The following is an 18,218-nucleotide window of genomic DNA, read 5'->3' on the forward strand; positions in this document are numbered from 1 at the left end:
CTTACTTCTTCTTGCCTTCCTTGCGGCGCACATATTCGCCGACGTAGCGAATACCCTTGCCTTTATACGGCTCTGGCGGACGGTACTTGCGGATTTCGGCGGCAACCTGGCCAACCGACTGCTTGTCCGCGCCCGTGATCACAACTTCTGTCGGCTTCGATGAAGCCAGCGTGATACCTTGAGGAGCCTTGTAAACGACATCATGCGAGAAGCCGAGGGCCAGTTTCAGGTCATTGCCCTGCATCTGCGCGCGGTAACCCACGCCGACGAGTTCAAGTGACTTGGTGTAGCCTTCCGACACGCCTTGCACCATGTTGGCGGCGCGAGCGCGAGCCGTGCCCCACTGGGTACGAGCGGTCGAGTCAAGCGCTTCGGCGAAAGTCGGCAGGCGGCGTCCGCGTGCTTTCTCTTGCGCGATGCGATCTGCGGCAGCCTTCACCAGGTCGGCGCGTGGCATGACGGACAGTTCACCGTTTTCGAATTTCGGTGTGATCACTTCCGCGACCGTGAACGTCATTTCGCCTTTGGGGCCCTTGGCCTTGATCGTCTGGCCTTCGACGGAAACCGTCGTGCCATTCGGGACCGGGATTGCGAGTTTTCCAATACGTGACATCAGCGCTCTCCTAGAATACCCGACAGAGCACTTCGCCACCGACATTTTTCGTCCGGGCAGCATTGTCCGACATAACACCCTGCGAAGTCGACAGGATGGAAATGCCAAGGCCATTGCGCACGAGCGGAATGTCAGAGACCGAAGAGTACACGCGGCGACCCGGCTTGGAGATACGTTTGATCTCCGAGATGACCGGTTGGCCTTCGTAATACTTAAGCTCGATTTCAAGATTTTTGTGGCCGTCTTTTTCCACTTCCGCGTAGCCACGGATGTAACCCTCATCAGCGAGGACATCGAGGACACGGGCGCGGACTTTCGACGCCGGGGTGACAACTTTAGACATGCCGCGCATCTGGGCGTTCCGGATGCGTGTCAGCATATCACCGAGGGGATCTGAAAGGTTCATTTAGCTCTCCCTCCTTACCAGCTGGATTTCACGAGACCGGGGATCATGCCAGTGGAACCAAGGTCCCGCAGCGCGATCCGCGACATTTTAAGTTTGCGATAGTAGCCGCGCGGACGCCCGGTTACTTCACAGCGATTACGAACACGGTTCGGCGCCGAGTTGCGTGGAAGTTCCGCCAGCTTGAGACGCGCCTTGAAGCGCTCCTCAAGGGTCAGGTTCTCGTCCATCGCGATTGCCTTCAGTTCAGCACGTTTGGCCGCATAACGGTCAACGAGCTTCTGGCGCCGCTTGTTCTTCTCGATTGCGCTCTTCTTTGCCATATCAGCAGATCTCCTGGCGCTAGTTCCGGAACGGGAAGCCACACTCGGCGAGGAGTGCCTTGGCTTCTTCGTTGGTTGAGGCGGTGGTGCAGACGATAATGTCCATACCGCGAATCTCTTCCACCTGATCGTAAGCGATCTCCGGGAAAACGATGTGTTCTTTGAGGCCCATGGCATAGTTGCCCATGCCATCGAAGCTCTTGCCATTCAGGCCGCGGAAGTCCTTCACGCGCGGAAGCGCAATGTTGGTCAGGCGGTCAAGAAACTCGAACATGCGATCACGGCGAAGCGTGACCTTGCAGCCGATCAGCATGCCTTCGCGCAGCTTGAAGCCGGCGATGGACTTGCGGGCCTTGGTGGCCACAGGCTTTTGGCCCGCGATCAGTTCCAGCTCAGCAAGGGCGGCTTTGATCTTCTTGGAGTCGGAGACGGCTTCGCCTACGCCCATGTTGATCACGACCTTGTCGAGTTTCGGAACCTGCATTGGGTTCGTGTAGCTGAACTGCTCTTGCAGTTTGCCCCGGATCTCATCGCGGTACTTCGTCTTGAGACGGGGTTCGTATGCCTTAGACATCGATGGATTCCCCTGAACGCTTGGCAAACCGCGTTTTGCGGCCATGCTCGTCTGTCTTGAAGCCGACGCGAACGGGCTTGCCGTCGCGTGGGTCAACGTGTGCAACATTGGACACGTGGATCGGCGCTTCAAAATTCTTGATGCCGCCCGGATCCATCTGTGTTGGCTTCTGATGGCGCTTCACGACGTTGACGCCGCGAACCACAACACGGTTCTCGTCGACGAGTACTTTAAGCACTTCACCTTTCGAGCCCTTGTTGCGACCAGCAATGATCAGCACCGTGTCGCCTTTTTTGATCTTCGCAGCCATGACTACAAAACCTCCGGCGCCATGTTGGCGATCTTGACCTGGTTCTTGCCGCGAAGTTCACGCGGGACCGGACCAAAAACGCGGGTTCCGATTGGCTCACCATTGTTGTTGATGAGCACGGCAGCATTGGAGTCGAACCGGATGGTCGAACCGTCTGCACGATTGATGTCTTTCGCGACGCGAACGACGACGGCCTTGCGGACATCACCCTTCTTCACGCGGCCGGTCGGGATCGCTTCCTTGATGGAGACGACGATAACGTCGCCCACAGAAGCGTACCGGCGACCAGCACCACCCAGCACCTTGATGCACTGGACCCGGCGAGCGCCGGAGTTATCGGCGACGCGGAGATTTGATTGCATCTGGATCATGCGTCACTCCCTTCGCCGGAAACCAGTTCCCAACGCTTCAGCTTGGAATGCGGTGGGCATTCCTGGATGGTTACAATCTGTCCCTCGACAGCCACATTGGCTTCGTCGTGGGCGTGATACTTTTTCGAACGACGAACGATCTTTTTCATCACCGGGTGGGTGAAGGTCCGTTCGACGCGAACGATGGCTGTCTTGTCCTGCTTCGTCGAGACAACGACACCTTCCATAATACGTTTAGGCATGTTCTCTCTCCTAGGCCTGACCTGCCACGGCCTTTTCGCGAAGGATCGTCTTGACGCGAGCAATGTCGCGACGGATCTCCTTGGCGCGGGCCGTCTTCTCAAGCTGGCCGGTGGCCGCCTGGAAGCGCAGGTTGAACTGTTCTTTTTTCAGCTTGATCAGCTCGTCTTTGAGCTGGTCGGCGCTTTTGGTTCTTACATCAGAGGCTTTCATGATCAGATCCCCTCAATCCGCTTGACGACTTTCGTCTTGATCGGAAGCTTGGCTGCACCAAGGCGCAGGGCTTCGCGGGCGACATCTTCCGGCACACCGTCGATCTCGAACATGATGCGACCGGGCGAGACGCGGGCGACCCAACGGTCGACCGAACCCTTACCTTTACCCATCCGCACTTCGATCGGCTTTGCCGACACAGGCACATCCGGGAATACGCGGATCCACACTTTGCCCTGACGCTTCATGTAACGCGTCACAGCCCGGCGGGTGGCTTCGATCTGGCGTGCCGTAACACGCTCAGGCTCGAGAGCCTTGAGGCCGAACTCGCCGAAAGCCAGCGTGAAGCCGCCTTTCGCCGTGCCGTTGATCCGGCCTTTGAAGGCCTTCCTGAATTTGGTTCGCTTCGGCTGACGCATCTCTTACGCTCCGGAGGCTTGCGCACCGGTAGCCGGTCCGCGTTGGTTAGCATTGGCACGAGCGCGCGATTGGCCCGAAGACTCGAGGCGCTTGTCCTGCGCCATCGGATCGTGCTCCATGATCTCGCCTTTGTAGACCCAGACCTTGATGCCGATGATGCCGTAGGTGGTCGCAGCTTCCGCTGTGCCGTAGTCGATGTCTGCGCGCAGCGTGTGCAGTGGCACGGAGCCTTCTGCATACTGCTCGGTCCGCGCGATTTCAGCACCGCCAAGACGGCCTGCAACCATGATACGGATACCTTCAGCGCCAAGACGCATGGCGGACTGGATCGAGCGCTTCATCGTGCGGCGGAACGAAGCCCGGCGCTCGAGTTGGCGTGCAATGTCGTCAGCGATCAGCGTGGCGTCGATTTCCGGCTTGCGGATTTCAACGAGGTTCACGCGAACTTCGTCCGTCGTCATCTTGCCGAGCTCTTTGCGGAGCACTTCGATGTCGCCACCCTTCTTGCCGATCACCAGGCCCGGACGGGCCGTGTGGATCGTGATGAGGCATTTCTTGTGCGGGCGCTCGATGATGATCTTCGAGATGCCGGCTTGCTTCAGTTTTGCGCGGATGGCCTTGCGGATGGCAAGGTCCTCATGCAGCAGGCGACCGAAGTCGGCGCTGTCTGCATACCAGCGGCTGTCTGCCGTCCGGTTGATACCCAGACGAAAACCAATTGGATTGACTTTCTGACCCATCAGGCGGCCTCCGCTTCCATGCTTGTGTCACGAAGGACAATGGTAACCTGCGCGAACGGCTTCAGGACGCGAGCGGCACGGCCGCGGGCGCGGGCCCGAATACGTTTCATCACGAGGTTCTTGCCCACGTGGGCTTCGGCAACGACAAGGCTGTCAATGTCGAGACCGTGATTGTTTTCTGCGTTGGCGATCGCGCTCTGCAGAAGCTTGCGAACGTCCTTGGCAGGACGCTTCGGCGAGAACTGCAGCTCAGCCAGTGCCCGCTCGACCGGAAGGCCGCGGATCTGCTGGGCCAGCAGGTTCAGCTTCTGTGGGCTCGAACGGTACATGCGCAGGACAGCGCGCGACTCGTTGGAAGCCTGCTTCGGAGGATTCTTGGTCTTACCCATGACTACTTCCGCTTCGCTTTCTTGTCTGCGCCGTGGCCGTAGAACGTACGGGTTGGAGCAAACTCGCCAAACTTGTGGCCGACCATCTCTTCCGAGACCGTGACCGGGATGAATTTGTTGCCGTTATGGACCTGGAAGTTCAGGCCGATAAAATTGGGCAGGATTGTCGAACGACGCGACCAGGTCTTGATGACCGTCCGCTTCTCGGAGGCGCGAGCCTCTTCGGCTTTCTTCAGCAGATAGCCGTCAACAAATGGGCCTTTCCAGACAGAACGTGACATGTCTCGCGGCTCCTCTAGCGTTTCGCGTTACGGCGGCGGATGATCAGACGATCCGTCGCTTTGTTTGAACGGGTCTTCGGACCGCGGGTTTTCTTGCCCCATGGCGTCACTGGGTGACGACCGCCGGACGACTTGCCTTCACCACCACCGTGTGGGTGGTCGACCGGGTTCATGACCACGCCGCGAACAGATGGGCGCTTGCCCATGTGACGCTTGCGACCGGCCTTCGACAGGACCTGGTTCATATTGTCCGGGTTGGACACGGCGCCGATCGTTGCGAGGCAGGTGTCGAGCACCATGCGAAGCTCGCCGGACGTCAGCTTGATCTGGGCATAACCACCGTCACGGCCAACGAGCTGGGCATACGTACCAGCCGAACGCACCATCTGGGCGCCCTTCTGGGGCTTCAGCTCGATATTGTGGATGATCGTACCGACAGGAATGTTCTTCAGCGGCAGCGTGTTGCCCGGCTTGATATCAGCCGTTGTCGACGTGACGACCGTATCACCAACTTCAAGGCGCTGTGGCGCGATGATGTAGGAAAGCATGCCGTCTTCGTACTTGATCAGCGCAATGAAGGCCGTGCGGTTCGGGTCATACTCGAGGCGCTCAACAACAGCCGGCATGTCCCAGCGGTTACGCTTGAAGTCGACCATACGGTACAGCTTCTTGGCGCCACCACCGATGCGGCGTGCCGTGATACGGCCACGGTTGTTACGGCCGCCCTTTTTGGACAGGCCTTCGGTCAGCGCCTTGACGGGCTTGCCCTTGTGCAGGTCCGAACGGTCGACCAGCACGAGCTGGCGACGGCCTGGGGACGTTGGATTGAATGTCTTAAGTGCCATGGTCTACGTCCTTCCCCTACAGGCCCGTCGAAATGTCGACAGATTGGCCTTCAGCGAGCGTGACATAGGCTTTCTTGATGTCGTTACGACGACCAAGGTGACCTTTGAAACGCTTCGTTTTGCCCTTTTGGAGCACAGTGTTCACGGCCGTGACATCAACCTTGAAGAGGGACTCGATGGCCTCTTTGATCGACTTCTTGTCAGCGGTGAGCGCGACTTCGAAAACGATCTTGTTCTCTTCAGCGACCAGCGTCGATTTCTCGGTGATGATCGGCTTGCGAATGATGTCGTAGTGATGTTGCTTCGGATCAGCCATGACTATTCAGCCTCTGCTGCGATTGCGGGTTGGGCCAGCGTGCCGTCGAAGCGCGCCTGGATGCCTTCAGCGGCTTCCTTCGTGATGACGAGCGTCTTGCGGCGCAGGATGTCATACACGTTGAGGCCGGCGACAGGCAGCACATCCACGTTCGGGATGTTGCGAGCGGCCTTGGCGAAGTTTTCGTCAACCGTGATGCCGGAAATGATCAGCGCGTTCTCGATGCCAAGGCTGGCGAAGTGAGCCGCCAGTTCCTTCGTCTTCGGCGCGGTCAGCGTTGCAGCGTCGATCACCAGGATCGAGTCAGCGACAACTTTCGACGACAGGGCATGTGCGAGCGCCAGCTTGCGGACCTTCTTGGGAAGATCGTGGGCGTGGCTGCGAACGCGCGGGCCGTGAGCCACACCGCCGCCGACAAAGATAGGTGCGTTGCGCGAACCGTGGCGAGCGCCGCCCGAACCTTTTTGGCGGATCGACTTCTTGGTCGTGACCGACACTTCAGACCGCGTCTGGGTCTTGTGCGTGCCAGCCTGGCGCTTGGCCAGCTGCCAGCGGACCGTGCGGTGAAGCAGGTCCTTGCGGATTTCGGCAATGCCGAAGATGGCATCATCAAGTGTGATGTTGCCAGCCGCTTTACCGGCAAGGGTTTTGACTGCGAGTTCCATTATTCAGCACCCTCTGTCTGGGCAGGAGCGTTTGCCGACTTGAAGGAACCGGCTGCAGGCGCGTCGGCATGCAGGGCTTTCTTCACGGCATCGCGGATTTCCACGAACGAACCGTCATGACCGGACACGGCGCCCTTCACGAGGATCAGGCCGCGCTCAACGTCTGTGCGCACAACCGTCAGGTTCTGTGTGGTGATACGGTCGGTACCGAGGTGGCCGGCCATTTTCTTGTTCTTGAACACGCGGCCCGGATCCTGGTTCATACCCGTCGAACCGTGCGAGCGGTGCGAGAGCGACACACCGTGCGTGGCGCGAAGACCGCCGAAGTTCCAGCGCTTCATCGCGCCGGCAAAACCTTTACCGATCGCGTAGCTGGAAACGTCAACCTTCTGGCCTGGCACATAGTGGTCAGCCTGAACTTCGGCGCCGATTTCCGGCAGGTCGCCCGAGACGCGGAACTCACGGAGTTTCGACTTGGGTGCCACGCCGGCTTTCGCGAACTGGCCGCGCAGAGCCTTGTTCGTGCGCTTGGCTTTCTTTTCGCCAGTGCCGAGGATGACAGCCTTGTAGCCGTCGGTGCGGGTGACTTCGCCACCCTTCTTGGTGGTGACGGCGCGCTCTTCTTCGGTGCGCAGGCCAACGACCTGACAACCATCAAGCGACAGGACGGTCACCGGGATGTGGCGGCCATCTTCGTCAAAAATGCGTGTCATGCCCAGTTTGCGGGCCAGCACGCCGGAACGGGGGGCTGGAAGAGCCATTAGCGCGCTCCCTCAAGCTTGATTTCAATGCCAACGCCGGAAGACAGGTCGAGCTTCATCAGCGCGTCAACGGTCTGTGGGGTTGGGTCAACGATGTCGAGGATACGCTTGTGCGTACGAATCTCGAACTGCTCGCGTGATTTCTTGTCGACGTGCGGCGAACGGTTCACGGTGAAACGCTCGATACGGGTTGGAAGCGGGATAGGACCCTTAACTTCAGCACCGGTACGCTTGGCAGTATTCACGATCTCTTTCGCCGACATGTCGAGCGCACGGTGATCGAAGGCTTTGAGCCTGATCCGGATATTTTGTCGTTCCATCGTTCGTCCGTCCACACAAAACACTTAAGCCCAGGGCGATGGCTCGTCAGCATCGAGCGCCCGGGTTGGGTAGGGTTAAATTGTCAGTTTCGAGGGAGCGTTCGCTAATTAAGCGCGGCCTTCCCGGCGAATTGGTGCTTCTATGGGAAGGAATCGCATAGGTCAACAGCCGAAACAGGGAATCTGCAGACCAAATCCGCACAGGCACGGGGGCGCATCACCACACCATTGATACACCGTAGGGGTGGGTTGAGCAAAGCGATACCCACCAGCCGAAAGCGCCTCACAAGCCGCCCCCCCCGCACCCCGGTTACAAACCGCAGAAAGCATCGATGCGGAAAACCTATTCGCCTCGGCGGCGAGCCCATCAATCAAAGATTTAATTTTGAGGTTGATCTTACACTCGCTCCTTGTAGATAAATAAGCAAAAGGAGATTCGTGCGCATAATGTTTGGCTGGGGATTATCGAGCGCATCTTATGGTAGTCAGCGCATTGCGCGACCACGGGCGATACTAAAACCGATGAGAAATCCAAGTTTATCGTCGGAGTTGAATAATGAACGAGTTTACGCCATATTGCACCATATATGGACGCACGAAATCGCAATTCATGGTCCAGACATTGAATCGCTAGTCGGAACTGCTATTTTTGACGTGCCGTACAGGTTTTTTGAGTTGTATCATATCTTTCCCACGACGGAACCTAAAATTGGGGCTCGGGTTACAAACGTCATGACCGTAGTAGGAGACATGTTTGAATTTGGCTCTACCCGAGTAATTTTATCACCTGGGCTGCTAGTTTCACTTGAGCCTCAGACTGGGGAAATGCTGTGGTCTGGCATCGCGAGTCGTTTATCGCCCGACCAGCTCAATATTTACGTCAGAGAGACATTAGCTACGCATATCGGCGCAGAAGCTGGGTCTATAGGATGGAATGGATACAAGTAATGGTCTTTATTATAACCGATCACTCGAAAATTGTTCCTGAAGAAGAGGCTGTTAAGCTTGATCACACCCATCTCAGTCCTTCTTTCTTTGAATTTCTGGCGGTAGTATCCAGACTAAATATTCAACAGGGATGGCTGCGAAATAAGTTTACGACATCCGGTGGCGGCGAACCTAAGGGATTTGGACCATTTGTGGGGCGCATTTTCTCTGTAAAGAACCGAAGCGTTATCCAGCCCACTAATATTTTCCCTCCCCAATCAAACGTTCCTACTCAACCCGGTGATCAACCTTCTCGTAAGAATCCGGAGAGCCGAATTTAGGTGCTCACTTGGATTGTTAGGCTTCTATATCCATTCGCGTTTATTGCGATCATTTTGCTATCCTCAGATACTTGGAAGCCATTTTCGTTCACTTTGCTGGGCGTTCTGTCAGCTTTAGTTTGGGCGGCAGTGGAATGGGGAGATTCTCAAGCTAGAGTATCGGCTCCAGTAAGTAGAGGAATGTCTCGAATAGTTTTTGCGTCATTCGTAGGACTGGCGGCTCTGGCTTCATCATGGCCACACCACGCAAGTAGCAATTTAGTTAGTTCGACATATTCAAGATGATTTAATCCAAATCATCTTAGCTGCCCCCCCCTCTCCCCCTCCCAATCCAACCCTAAACCCGCCCGTGCCATACTTGACGTCATGCAAGTCTCTGACGCCTTCATTGCCCATGGTCTCGAGCAGGCGCGCTATGTCCTGTTCAATGTGCGCAACCTGACCGACATGGTGCGCGCGCCGGTCACGCTGCGGCGGGGCACGGCGCAGCGGGCGCGGGCGAAGCTCAAGATACTGGAGACCATCGTGCGGCGGCTGCTCTGGCTGATCGCCCTCGGCCTGACGCTCGCGCCCGTGCGGCCCCGCGCCGCCACCGGCCCCGCGCCCCTTGCGCAAGGCGTGGAGGACGTGACGCAATCCTTCCCCTCCGTGCCCGCCTGCCGCATCAGCCTCGTCGGCCGGGCCATGGACATGACGCTGACCGAAGGCTCCGGGCATTTTCCGGACACTATCCGGGCATCCGGCCCGGTGCCCGCCGCCCGCATTTTTGCCCGCATCATCGCCCTGCACGGCCTGCTTTCGGCGCCGGACGCCCATGCCAAACGCCTCGCGCGCAGTCTCGAACGCATCCGCCGCGAGGGCGAGGCCCGGCCCGTCTGCATGCCGGCCAGCGGCGCCTATCGCCTGCTCGCAGAGCTTGGCCTCGTCGCCACCGCCCTGCCCGGCATGATCAATGCGCGCCTTGAAACATGGGAAAGCTCGGGCTGAATCCGCCCCGCTTTCCACACTTTTTGCCGGGCGCAGCCATGCGTGCCGGTCGCTGGCGCAGGCTCAGGCGAGCTTGACCAGATGCGCGCAAATCGTATCCGTCGCCGTGTGAAGAATGTTCGAGCCATGGCCTTCCAGAACATGGAAATCCACATTGGCCCGCCCACGCATATGGTCGGCCACATCGGTCGCTGAAATGATCGTGCAGTCTTCCGCCTGAAGCCAGGTCTGCCGCGCCGTCACGGCCTCAAGATCATCGCTCCAGTCGGCCATCGCCGCCCCGCCATCGCGCAGCCAGGCCTCGGCCCCCTGCTCCACCGCGTGATAAAGCCCCTCGGCCTGAACCTTCATCAGCGCCGGAACCTCCAGCGTGGCCAGGTCTCCCGGCGAGCGCACATATTGCGCCTTCAGGAAGGCCTTCGTCCCCCGCCGCCGATAGACCGGCAGGCCCACCGACATCACCATCTTCATCACCGAAGGCGCATGCCGCGTGGCCATCGCCGCAAACCGCGTCTGCCGGTCCATATGGGCCAGGTGCCTGTCCTCATCGATCGGAATTCCACCGCCCAGCACCAGCATATCCCCCAGCCGATCACCCAGTGCCCTTGCGATTCGGAAGCCATGCGAAGAGCCGCCCTGATGAATACAAAGGCTGATCTTCGACAGGCCAAGATGATCAACCAGCGCCACCGCATCTTCCACGACCGTCTTGTCGAAATCCGCCCGCGAACGGCTCTGGCTCGTATAGCCAAAACCCGGCCGCGACGGCGCAATGAAATGGACATTCGCCCCGGCCAGTCCCGCCAGCATCTCTGCGGTAAAGAACGGCCCCTGAAGATAGCCATGAATGAACAGAACGGGCTTTTCACCCGCCCCCGCCTTGTACCAGGCCAGCTCCCGCCCGCCCGGCCGCGCCAGCATGGAAAGGCCGCATTTCGGCGTCACCCAGGTCTCGGCGCTCGGCGGATTGGCCTGCTCCGGCAATTGCCGCATCAGATAGGCAATGCTGGCGGAAAGCTGCACGACATCCGACATCCGCGCGCAGCCAGTCTTCCTCAGGATGCTCTTCGACTGCCCCTTGATCGTATCCAGCGCCCGGTCACGCTCGCGCGCGATTTCCTTCTGGCTGAGATTGCCGAGATAGCCCTCAAGGATTTCCGTCTCGCTGGAGGTCAGCCCAAACGCCTCGCCCAGCCGCGTCATCAAGGCCGGCGACCAGTCGATATAGGACAGCGAAACATGCAGCAGATCGGCGCTATCCTTCGGCCGCTGGATCAGCGCGAGGCAGGCCCTTGAGGGGCCGGTCTCGATATTCGCGAGGATGATCCGATCCTGCGCCTGCGCTGTTGTCGCCCTGAGGGCCCGCCGGATTTCACTCAGCGCGCCCGGGTCCAAAGGCAGCTCGTCGAACGGGCACGGAAAGGTCCGCCCTGTCAGCTGCGCGGCCGCAGCATTGCCTGAAACCAGCCCATTGCGGGCCGAAACATCCAGTATCGCGTGGAACCGATCCGCATTGGAAGCATCCCGCCGCGAGGCCGCATCCACCAGCGCGCCAACCCTCTGGCCATGCGTATCAAGCGTATCATCATCGCCCTCGTGACGCGGCACATCGCCCGCCAAAAAGCCATCTTCGGCCCCATCAAAGAAGTAGGCCATTGCGGCATCGAGAAAGCCTTCAAACCGCGCCGTCTCGTTTGGCACGTCATAAGCGGCTCCCAGCATGTCGAAATAGCGCTTGTTCAGGGACATGGGCTCTCGGGCAAAGAAAAGTCTGGACGAGCCTCTAGTCTAGATTGCGTCGCTCCCATCACAAGCGCCCGTTTCAGTCACAGGCAGAAAAGTAGGGTTTATCCCCCCTACGGGCCATGAGCCCCATCCCGCTACGCGCTACGAGAATGCCTGCAGACCTGCGGGCTGGGTGGGGATCCGGCCAAACACCAAAGGATATGAAAGATGAAGACCATACCGCTGACGTCCCTCGGACTCGCGCTTATCACCCTCCTCGCCGCGCCAAGCGCCAGCGCAGATCCAGTCTCGACCAATGAAATCGCGTGTAGCAAAGGCGGCGCGGAAGCCTGCTTCTACGCAGCTGCCGACTATGCAAATGGCGACAACGGCATGCCCCTGAGCAAGCCCAAAGCCGCCGAGCTTTTCATCAAGGCCTGCGACCTCGGCATTCCTGATGGCTGCTTCTATACCGGCACGATGTATCGCCATGGTGTTGAAGGAATCGCGGCTGATCCGGCCCGCGGCATAGTCCTTTACGAGAAAGCCTGCGCGATGGGGCATGAGGATGCCTGCAACGCGACCTATGCCATCCTTGGTTCCGATGAGAAGGGCGAGAAGGACATTCCCCGCCTGCTCACGGCTTTTGAAAAGGGCTGCGCTAACGAATCGCTGAAAGCGTGCAGCTGGGGCGCGTCATTCTTTTATGATGGCCTGAAAGGAAAATACCCGACCGTCATCGATTTCGTGCGCGGCGCGCCACTTGCCGCAAAGGCGTGTGAACAGGTAGATCCCTATTTTTGCGTCACAGCAGAACACATGTATGCAGATCCCTCGTCGCCCGCTTTCGATGCCACCCAGGCGCTGAAACTCACACAGATTAACTGCGATGCGAACGTCAAGGAATCCTGCGCGAACCTTGGTCGGATCTACGCGATTGTCGAAGACTTTGATTTCGCGGTCGGGCCGTACGAAAAGTCCTGCCAGCTCGGCAATGAGAAGATCTGCGACTATTCAAAGGACGTGCGCCGCTATGTTGATGAACTGGCCGCGTGGAATGCCAAGCAGGAAGCCCGCCGCGCCGAAATGGCCTCGCTGCTGAGTGCTGGCGACTATAATGGTGCGGTGGCCACCGCCGTCTCGGTCTACAGCTCCACGGTCTATGCCGAACAGGCGGTCCGCGCAGCCTCGGCCGCTGGCCGCATGTCGGCTGTCGATGATTATGACCTGCAAGTGCTGGAGCACTGGTTCCAATCCGGCCAGATCGCCTCAATCGTGCGAGCGGAATTGCGCGGCCGCGGCATGGCCATCTCCGGCGAGGACAATTCCTGGGCCAATGACATGAAGATGATCAAGTCCGCCAATGCCCGCTTCAACGCGGCAAGGTCGACCTCGACCTATCGCCCCATCGAGCAGGGCCCGGCACCGCAGGCCACCGGGGGTATGAGTTCGGGTGAGGCACGGGCGCAGACACGCGAGAAATACCGCGACGCCCACTGCACGATGAACAACAACGCCAATCGCTACCTCTGCAATTAGGCCATCCCTGCATCAGAAAAACCTCATCCAAATGCAAAAAAGGCCGCCCATCCGGGCGGCCTTTTCTTATCTCAGTTCCCGAAAGGATCAGGACTTATTTCTTGATTGCGGAGACGACGCCGGCGCCGACGGTACGGCCGCCTTCGCGGATGGCGAAGCGCAGGCCCTGGTCCATGGCGATCGGCTGGATCAGCTCGACGTCCATTTTCACGTTATCGCCTGGCAGAACCATTTCCTTGTCGGCCGGCAGCGTCACCACGCCCGTCACGTCGGTCGTGCGGAAGTAGAACTGCGGACGATAGTTGGTGAAGAATGGCGTGTGACGGCCACCCTCTTCCTTCGTCAGGATATAGGCTTCGGCTTCGAACGTCGTGTGTGGCGTGATCGAACCTGGCTTGCAGAGAACCTGGCCGCGCTCAACGCCTTCACGGTCGATACCGCGAAGCAGGGCGCCGATGTTGTCGCCAGCCTGGCCCTGATCGAGCAGCTTGCGGAACATTTCAACGCCCGTGCAGGTCGTCTTGACGGTCGGACGGATGCCGACAATCTCGATTTCCTCGCCAACCTTGACGACGCCCTGTTCGACACGGCCCGTCACAACCGTACCACGGCCGGAGATCGAGAACACGTCTTCCACAGGCATCAGGAACGGCTTGTCCAGCGGACGCTCTGGCGTCGGGATGTAATCGTCAACGGCCTGCATCAGCTCAAGAACCTTGTCCTTGCCGATTTCAGGATTGCGGCCTTCAACAGCGGCCAGCGCTGAACCCGCGATGATCGGAATGTCGTCGCCCGGGAAGTCGTACGATGTCAGAAGCTCGCGCACTTCCATCTCGACCAGTTCCAGAAGCTCGGCATCGTCAACCTGGTCAACCTTGTTCAGGAAGACAACCATGGCAGGCACGCCGACCTGCTTGGCCAGCAGGATGTGCTCGCGCGTCTGTGGCATCGGGCCGTCAGCTGCGTTCACAACAAGGATCGCGCCGTCCATCTGCGCTGCGCCGGTGATCATGTTCTTCACATAGTCAGCGTGGCCCGGGCAGTCGACGTGGGCATAGTGACGGTTTTCCGTCTCATATTCCACGTGCGCCGTGTTGATCGTGATGCCGCGTGCTTTTTCTTCAGGCGCCGAGTCGATATCAGCGTACGATTTCGCTTCGCCACCGGATGCCTCTGCAAGCACCATCGAAATGGCCGCCGTCAGCGTCGTCTTGCCGTGGTCAACGTGTCCAATCGTGCCGATGTTCACGTGCGGCTTGTTGCGTTCAAACTTTGCCTTGCCCATCGGGCCTCTCCTTCATTCTAAATTCAAAAGACCGGCTCACCGGTCGGGGATGGATCAGGAACCTGCGACTTCCTGAATGATTTTCTGTGCTTCGGCACGCGGAACTTCGTCATAGTGAGCGAAGATCATCGTGAACTGGGCACGCCCTTGCGACATGCCGCGCAGGTTCGAAACGTATCCGAACATGTTGACCAGCGGGACCAGAGCGTTGATCGCCACGGCGTTACCGCGTGGTTCCGAACCCTGGATCTGGCCACGGCGGGAGTTCAGGTCGCCGATCACGTCGCCCATATAGTCTTCCGGCGTGACAACTTCCACTTTCATGATCGGCTCCATCAGGCGCGGATCGCCTTTGCCTTTCAGCTCGCGGAATGCGCCGCGGGCGGCGATTTCGAAAGCGAGGACAGAGGAGTCAACGTCGTGGAACGCGCCATCAACCAGCACGGCCTTGAAGTCGGTGACCGGGTAACCAGCCAGAAGGCCGTTTTCCTTGGCCATGTTGAGGCCTTTTTCCACACCGGGAACGTATTCCTTAGGAACGGCGCCGCCGACGATCGAGCTTTCGAACACGAAGCCAGAACCGGCTTCGAGAGGTTCGAACTGCAGCTTGATGCGCGCGAACTGGCCGGTACCACCGGACTGTTTCTTGTGCGTGAAATCGATCTCTGCTGCACGGCCGAGTTTCTCACGGTAGGCAACCATCGGCTGGCCGATGTTCGCTTCAACTTTGAACTCGCGCTTCAGGCGGTCGATCAGGATGTCGAGGTGAAGTTCGCCCATGCCCTTCATGATCGTCTGACCGGATTCGAAATCGGTTTCGACGCGGAAGGATGGATCCTCTGCCGCGAGGCGCTGAAGGCCCACCGACATTTTTTCCTGGTCAGCTTTCGACTTCGGCTCGACGGCGATCTCGATAACCGGATCGGGGAACGTCATCGTTTCGAGAACGACTGGCTTGTTCGGATCACAGACCGTGTCACCCGTTGTCGTTTCCTTGAGGCCGGCAAGCGCAACGATGTCGCCTGCGAAAGCTTCCGTGATCTCGTCCTGCTTGTTGGAGTGCATCATGACCATACGGCCGACGCGCTCTTTCTTGCCCTTGGTCGAGTTCATGAACGCGTCGCCTTTCGACAACGTACCGGAATAGATACGTGTGAAGGTCAGAGTGCCCATGTAGGGGTCGTTCATGATCTTGAAGGCAAGGCCCGAGAACGGCTGGCTGTCATCAGCCTTACGCTCGATGTTACGAACTTCTTCTTCGTCACCCGGCAGGAAGCCGAAGTAGGGCGGCACGTCGAGCGGGCCTGGAAGATAGTCGATCACAGCGTTCAGCATAGGCTGCACGCCCTTGTTCTTGAAGGCCGAGCCGCAAAGAACCGGCACGAATGCCATGGCGAGCGTACCCTTGCGGATAAGCTTGCGCAGGGTTGGCACGTCTGGCTCGTTGCCTTCGAGGAAGGCTTCCATCGCATCATCGTCCTGCTCAACAGCAAGCTCGACCAGTGTGGCGCGCATCTCTTCGGCTTTTGCCTTGAGGCTGTCCCGGATAGGCTTCAGAATCCATGAAGCGCCGAGATCGTCGCCTTCCCAGACCCATTCCTGCATCGTGACAAGGTCAACGTGACCCGCCAACTCGGTTTCGGAACCAATTGGCAGCTGGATCGGCGCAGGCGTTGCGCCTGTACGATCCTTGATCATGTGGACGCAGTTGAAGAAGTCAGCGCCGATCTTGTCCATCTTGTTGACGAACACGATGCGCGGAACCTTGTAGCGGTCAGCCTGACGCCACACAGTTTCGGTCTGCGGCTCAACACCGGCGTTCGCATCAAGGACGCAGACGGCGCCGTCGAGAACGGCCAGCGAGCGCTCGACTTCGATCGTGAAGTCAACGTGCCCAGGCGTGTCGATGATGTTGAAACGGTACTTGTCGGAGAGCGGCGTGGAGCCGTCTTCAGTGCGCTCCCAGAAAGTGGTGGTCGCAGCGGACGTGATCGTGATGCCACGTTCCTGCTCCTGCTCCATCCAGTCCATGGTCGCGGCGCCATCATGCACTTCGCCAATCTTGTGCGACTTGCCGGTGTAGTAAAGGATGCGCTCAGTGGTCGTAGTTTTGCCGGCATCAATGTGTGCCATGATGCCAAAGTTACGATAGCGATCCAGCGTGTATTCGCGGGCCATGTGGGTAAACCTTCGTGTCTGCTTTCCGGGAGGAAATTGTGGCAACTGACGGGCGCGTTACCCTCAGTTGCCATGAAATTCCAGTGCTGATTACCAGCGGTAGTGTGCGAAGGCCTTGTTGGCGTCCGCCATGCGGTGCGTGTCTTCGCGTTTCTTGACAGCGTTGCCGCGGCCCTGGCTGGCGTCCATCAGTTCGCCTGCAAGACGCTCACGCATAGTATTTTCGTTGCGGCCTGCGGCAGCAGCCGACAGCCAGCGGATGGCGAGAGCCTGACGGCGCTCGGTACGAACTTCAACCGGGACCTGGTACGTGGCACCACCGACGCGGCGCGAACGCACTTCGACGGAAGGCGCAACGGCTTCAAGCGCAGCGTGGAAAACCTCGACAGGGTTTTTCTTGGCGCGCGTTTCGACGAGGTCGAAGGCACCATAGACGATACGTTCGGCAACCGACTTCTTACCATCGCGCATGATCTGGTTCATGAACTTGGTGACGACGATGTCTTTGAATTTCGGATCCGCGAGGACCTGACGCTTCTCTGCACTGTGACGACGAGACATTGAGCGGCCCTCTTATTTCGGTTTCTTCGCGCCGTAATGCGAACGGCGTTGTTTACGGTTCTTGACGGGCTGGGTATCCAGCGCGCCGCGGATGATGTGGTAACGGACGCCCGGAAGGTCTTTCACGCGGCCGCCGCGGATAAGCACAACCGAGTGCTCCTGCAGGTTGTGGCCTTCGCCCGGGATGTAGCACAGCGATTCGAACCCGGAGGTGAGACGCACTTTTGCCACTTTACGAAGCGCCGAGTTCGGCTTCTTCGGGGTCGTTGTATAGACACGCGTGCAAACACCGCGGCGTTGTGGGCAAGCTTTGAGAGCCGGCGTCTTGGTGCGCGTCGGCTTTGGCGAACGCGGATTACGAATAAGCTGTTGAATTGTGGGCATTCGGGCCTTCTGTCTCTTCTGAACTCATGGCCCGATGGGCCGGTAACGAAATGATGCCCCGAATGCCATAGCAGCTTCCGGGACGGCTGAAAACTTGGGGGTCAGATTGGCCGGACCATTCCTGAACCGGTACGGCGAAAGGGCAAAAGCCCAGCTGCCTCTCTGACAATGGGTGGCGTTTAAGCCTCTCAAGCGCTGGCGTCAAGGGTCGCATGCGGCCAGACCGCAGCAATATTAGGCCTGAACGGGCACCTCTAGAACGGCAGGCCGATCCTGTCGACGCAGGCAGCCGCCTCAGGGCCCGCTGCGCCGCCTTCAAGCTGGGCGCGGAATGCCGCAAGATCGGCCGCAGCGTCCGGCTCCAGCGCCCCTGCCCGCTGAAATTCCGCTTCTCTCAGAACGGTGCGGCAATCGGCAATGGCCCAGCTGTCCAGCGATAGAAACGTAATGATTCCAATCGCAACGACCGCACACGCCGCGCCGATAATATCGTTTCGTTCCATCTGA

General features: G+C 58.9%; 26 protein-coding genes. 3 read left to right on the forward strand and 23 right to left on the reverse strand.

The window, feature by feature from the left end:
• Position 1 precedes the first annotated feature (1 nt).
• From rplF to rpsJ, 17 genes are read right to left on the reverse strand one after another with little or no spacing between them, the layout of a single operon-like run.
• Complete coding sequence (gene rplF / locus V7651_RS15180; protein ID WP_335613660.1) at positions 2-613, reverse strand: 50S ribosomal protein L6; 612 nt, start codon at positions 611-613, stop codon at positions 2-4.
• Positions 614-623: 10 nt separating this feature from the next.
• Positions 624-1,019, reverse strand: coding sequence for a 30S ribosomal protein S8 (gene rpsH, locus V7651_RS15185; RefSeq protein ID WP_034738435.1), 396 nt, complete (start codon positions 1,017-1,019; stop codon positions 624-626).
• Positions 1,020-1,033: 14 nt separating this feature from the next.
• Positions 1,034-1,339 (reverse strand): 30S ribosomal protein S14, encoded by a 306-nt coding sequence (gene rpsN, locus V7651_RS15190; protein WP_035537806.1) that lies wholly within the window; start codon positions 1,337-1,339, stop codon positions 1,034-1,036.
• 19 nt (positions 1,340-1,358) lie between these two features.
• Positions 1,359-1,913, reverse strand: coding sequence for a 50S ribosomal protein L5 (gene rplE, locus V7651_RS15195; protein ID WP_034738433.1), 555 nt, complete (start codon positions 1,911-1,913; stop codon positions 1,359-1,361).
• A complete protein-coding gene (gene rplX, locus V7651_RS15200; protein ID WP_035537805.1) occupies positions 1,906-2,223 on the reverse strand; it encodes a 50S ribosomal protein L24 in 318 nt (105 codons plus the stop codon). Before rplX ends, rplE begins: the two co-directional genes overlap by 8 nt.
• A 2-nt stretch (positions 2,224-2,225) precedes the next feature.
• Complete coding sequence (gene rplN, locus V7651_RS15205; RefSeq protein ID WP_034738431.1) at positions 2,226-2,594, reverse strand: 50S ribosomal protein L14; 369 nt, start codon at positions 2,592-2,594, stop codon at positions 2,226-2,228.
• On the reverse strand, positions 2,591-2,836 hold the full coding sequence (gene rpsQ / locus V7651_RS15210; RefSeq protein ID WP_035537799.1) for a 30S ribosomal protein S17: 246 nt from the start codon (positions 2,834-2,836) through the stop codon (positions 2,591-2,593). The genes rplN and rpsQ overlap by 4 nt, the downstream gene beginning before the upstream one ends.
• Positions 2,837-2,846: 10 nt before the next feature.
• Positions 2,847-3,047: a 50S ribosomal protein L29 gene (gene rpmC, locus V7651_RS15215; RefSeq protein WP_034738429.1), complete on the reverse strand. Its 201-nt coding sequence runs from the start codon at positions 3,045-3,047 to the stop codon at positions 2,847-2,849.
• 2 nt (positions 3,048-3,049) lie between these two features.
• Complete coding sequence (gene rplP, locus V7651_RS15220) at positions 3,050-3,466, reverse strand: 50S ribosomal protein L16 (protein WP_034738428.1); 417 nt, start codon at positions 3,464-3,466, stop codon at positions 3,050-3,052.
• A 3-nt stretch (positions 3,467-3,469) separates the two neighbouring features.
• A complete protein-coding gene (gene rpsC / locus V7651_RS15225; RefSeq protein WP_035537796.1) occupies positions 3,470-4,207 on the reverse strand; it encodes a 30S ribosomal protein S3 in 738 nt (245 codons plus the stop codon).
• Positions 4,207-4,596: a 50S ribosomal protein L22 gene (gene rplV, locus V7651_RS15230; protein ID WP_034738426.1), complete on the reverse strand. Its 390-nt coding sequence runs from the start codon at positions 4,594-4,596 to the stop codon at positions 4,207-4,209. Before rplV ends, rpsC begins: the two co-directional genes overlap by 1 nt.
• Positions 4,597-4,598: 2 nt before the next feature.
• On the reverse strand, positions 4,599-4,877 hold the full coding sequence (gene rpsS, locus V7651_RS15235; RefSeq protein ID WP_034738424.1) for a 30S ribosomal protein S19: 279 nt from the start codon (positions 4,875-4,877) through the stop codon (positions 4,599-4,601).
• 14 nt (positions 4,878-4,891) lie between these two features.
• Complete coding sequence (gene rplB, locus V7651_RS15240) at positions 4,892-5,722, reverse strand: 50S ribosomal protein L2 (protein ID WP_035537794.1); 831 nt, start codon at positions 5,720-5,722, stop codon at positions 4,892-4,894.
• 16 nt (positions 5,723-5,738) lie between these two features.
• Positions 5,739-6,038, reverse strand: coding sequence for a 50S ribosomal protein L23 (locus tag V7651_RS15245; protein ID WP_035537792.1), 300 nt, complete (start codon positions 6,036-6,038; stop codon positions 5,739-5,741).
• Between the two features lie 2 nt (positions 6,039-6,040).
• Positions 6,041-6,703 (reverse strand): 50S ribosomal protein L4, encoded by a 663-nt coding sequence (gene rplD / locus V7651_RS15250; protein ID WP_035537789.1) that lies wholly within the window; start codon positions 6,701-6,703, stop codon positions 6,041-6,043.
• Positions 6,703-7,464 (reverse strand): 50S ribosomal protein L3, encoded by a 762-nt coding sequence (rplC, locus tag V7651_RS15255; protein ID WP_035537785.1) that lies wholly within the window; start codon positions 7,462-7,464, stop codon positions 6,703-6,705. The genes rplD and rplC overlap by 1 nt, the downstream gene beginning before the upstream one ends.
• Positions 7,464-7,784 carry a 30S ribosomal protein S10 gene (gene rpsJ / locus V7651_RS15260; protein ID WP_034738419.1) on the reverse strand — a complete coding sequence of 107 codons (321 nt, stop codon included), beginning with the start codon at positions 7,782-7,784 and terminating at the stop codon, positions 7,464-7,466. Before rpsJ ends, rplC begins: the two co-directional genes overlap by 1 nt.
• Before the next feature lie 947 nt (positions 7,785-8,731).
• Here rpsJ and V7651_RS15265 point away from each other — a divergent pair.
• Together V7651_RS15265 and V7651_RS15270 are read left to right on the forward strand one after the other, a co-directional pair.
• The gene (locus V7651_RS15265) at positions 8,732-9,052 is read left to right on the forward strand and encodes a hypothetical protein (RefSeq protein ID WP_335613661.1); all 321 of its coding nucleotides are present in this window, start codon (positions 8,732-8,734) and stop codon (positions 9,050-9,052) included.
• Between the two features lie 366 nt (positions 9,053-9,418).
• The gene (locus V7651_RS15270) at positions 9,419-10,039 is read left to right on the forward strand and encodes a hypothetical protein (RefSeq protein WP_335613662.1); all 621 of its coding nucleotides are present in this window, start codon (positions 9,419-9,421) and stop codon (positions 10,037-10,039) included.
• 63 nt (positions 10,040-10,102) lie between these two features.
• Here the strand turns inward: V7651_RS15270 and V7651_RS15275 are convergent, their stop codons facing one another.
• The gene (locus V7651_RS15275) at positions 10,103-11,788 is read right to left on the reverse strand and encodes a bifunctional helix-turn-helix transcriptional regulator/alpha/beta hydrolase (RefSeq protein ID WP_335613663.1); all 1,686 of its coding nucleotides are present in this window, start codon (positions 11,786-11,788) and stop codon (positions 10,103-10,105) included.
• Positions 11,789-11,992: 204 nt separating this feature from the next.
• On the opposite strand from V7651_RS15275, the gene V7651_RS15280 reads away from it, so the two are divergent.
• Positions 11,993-13,303 (forward strand): tetratricopeptide repeat protein, encoded by a 1,311-nt coding sequence (locus tag V7651_RS15280; protein WP_335613664.1) that lies wholly within the window; start codon positions 11,993-11,995, stop codon positions 13,301-13,303.
• A gap of 94 nt (positions 13,304-13,397) precedes the next feature.
• On the opposite strand, the gene tuf is transcribed toward V7651_RS15280, so the two are convergent.
• From tuf to V7651_RS15305, 5 genes are all read right to left on the reverse strand, one after another.
• Positions 13,398-14,588 carry an elongation factor Tu gene (gene tuf / locus V7651_RS15285; protein WP_035542525.1) on the reverse strand — a complete coding sequence of 397 codons (1,191 nt, stop codon included), beginning with the start codon at positions 14,586-14,588 and terminating at the stop codon, positions 13,398-13,400.
• A 54-nt stretch (positions 14,589-14,642) separates the two neighbouring features.
• Positions 14,643-16,766: an elongation factor G gene (gene fusA / locus V7651_RS15290; protein ID WP_035540205.1), complete on the reverse strand. Its 2,124-nt coding sequence runs from the start codon at positions 16,764-16,766 to the stop codon at positions 14,643-14,645.
• A gap of 90 nt (positions 16,767-16,856) precedes the next feature.
• Positions 16,857-17,327: a 30S ribosomal protein S7 gene (rpsG, locus tag V7651_RS15295; protein ID WP_034740664.1), complete on the reverse strand. Its 471-nt coding sequence runs from the start codon at positions 17,325-17,327 to the stop codon at positions 16,857-16,859.
• A gap of 12 nt (positions 17,328-17,339) precedes the next feature.
• A complete protein-coding gene (rpsL, locus tag V7651_RS15300; RefSeq protein ID WP_034740661.1) occupies positions 17,340-17,711 on the reverse strand; it encodes a 30S ribosomal protein S12 in 372 nt (123 codons plus the stop codon).
• 254 nt (positions 17,712-17,965) lie between these two features.
• Positions 17,966-18,214, reverse strand: coding sequence for a hypothetical protein (locus V7651_RS15305; protein ID WP_035540203.1), 249 nt, complete (start codon positions 18,212-18,214; stop codon positions 17,966-17,968).
• Positions 18,215-18,218 lie beyond the last annotated feature (4 nt).

Source organism: Hyphomonas oceanitis (genome assembly GCF_036964545.1).
Classification (GTDB): Bacteria; Pseudomonadota; Alphaproteobacteria; order Caulobacterales; family Hyphomonadaceae; genus Hyphomonas; species Hyphomonas oceanitis.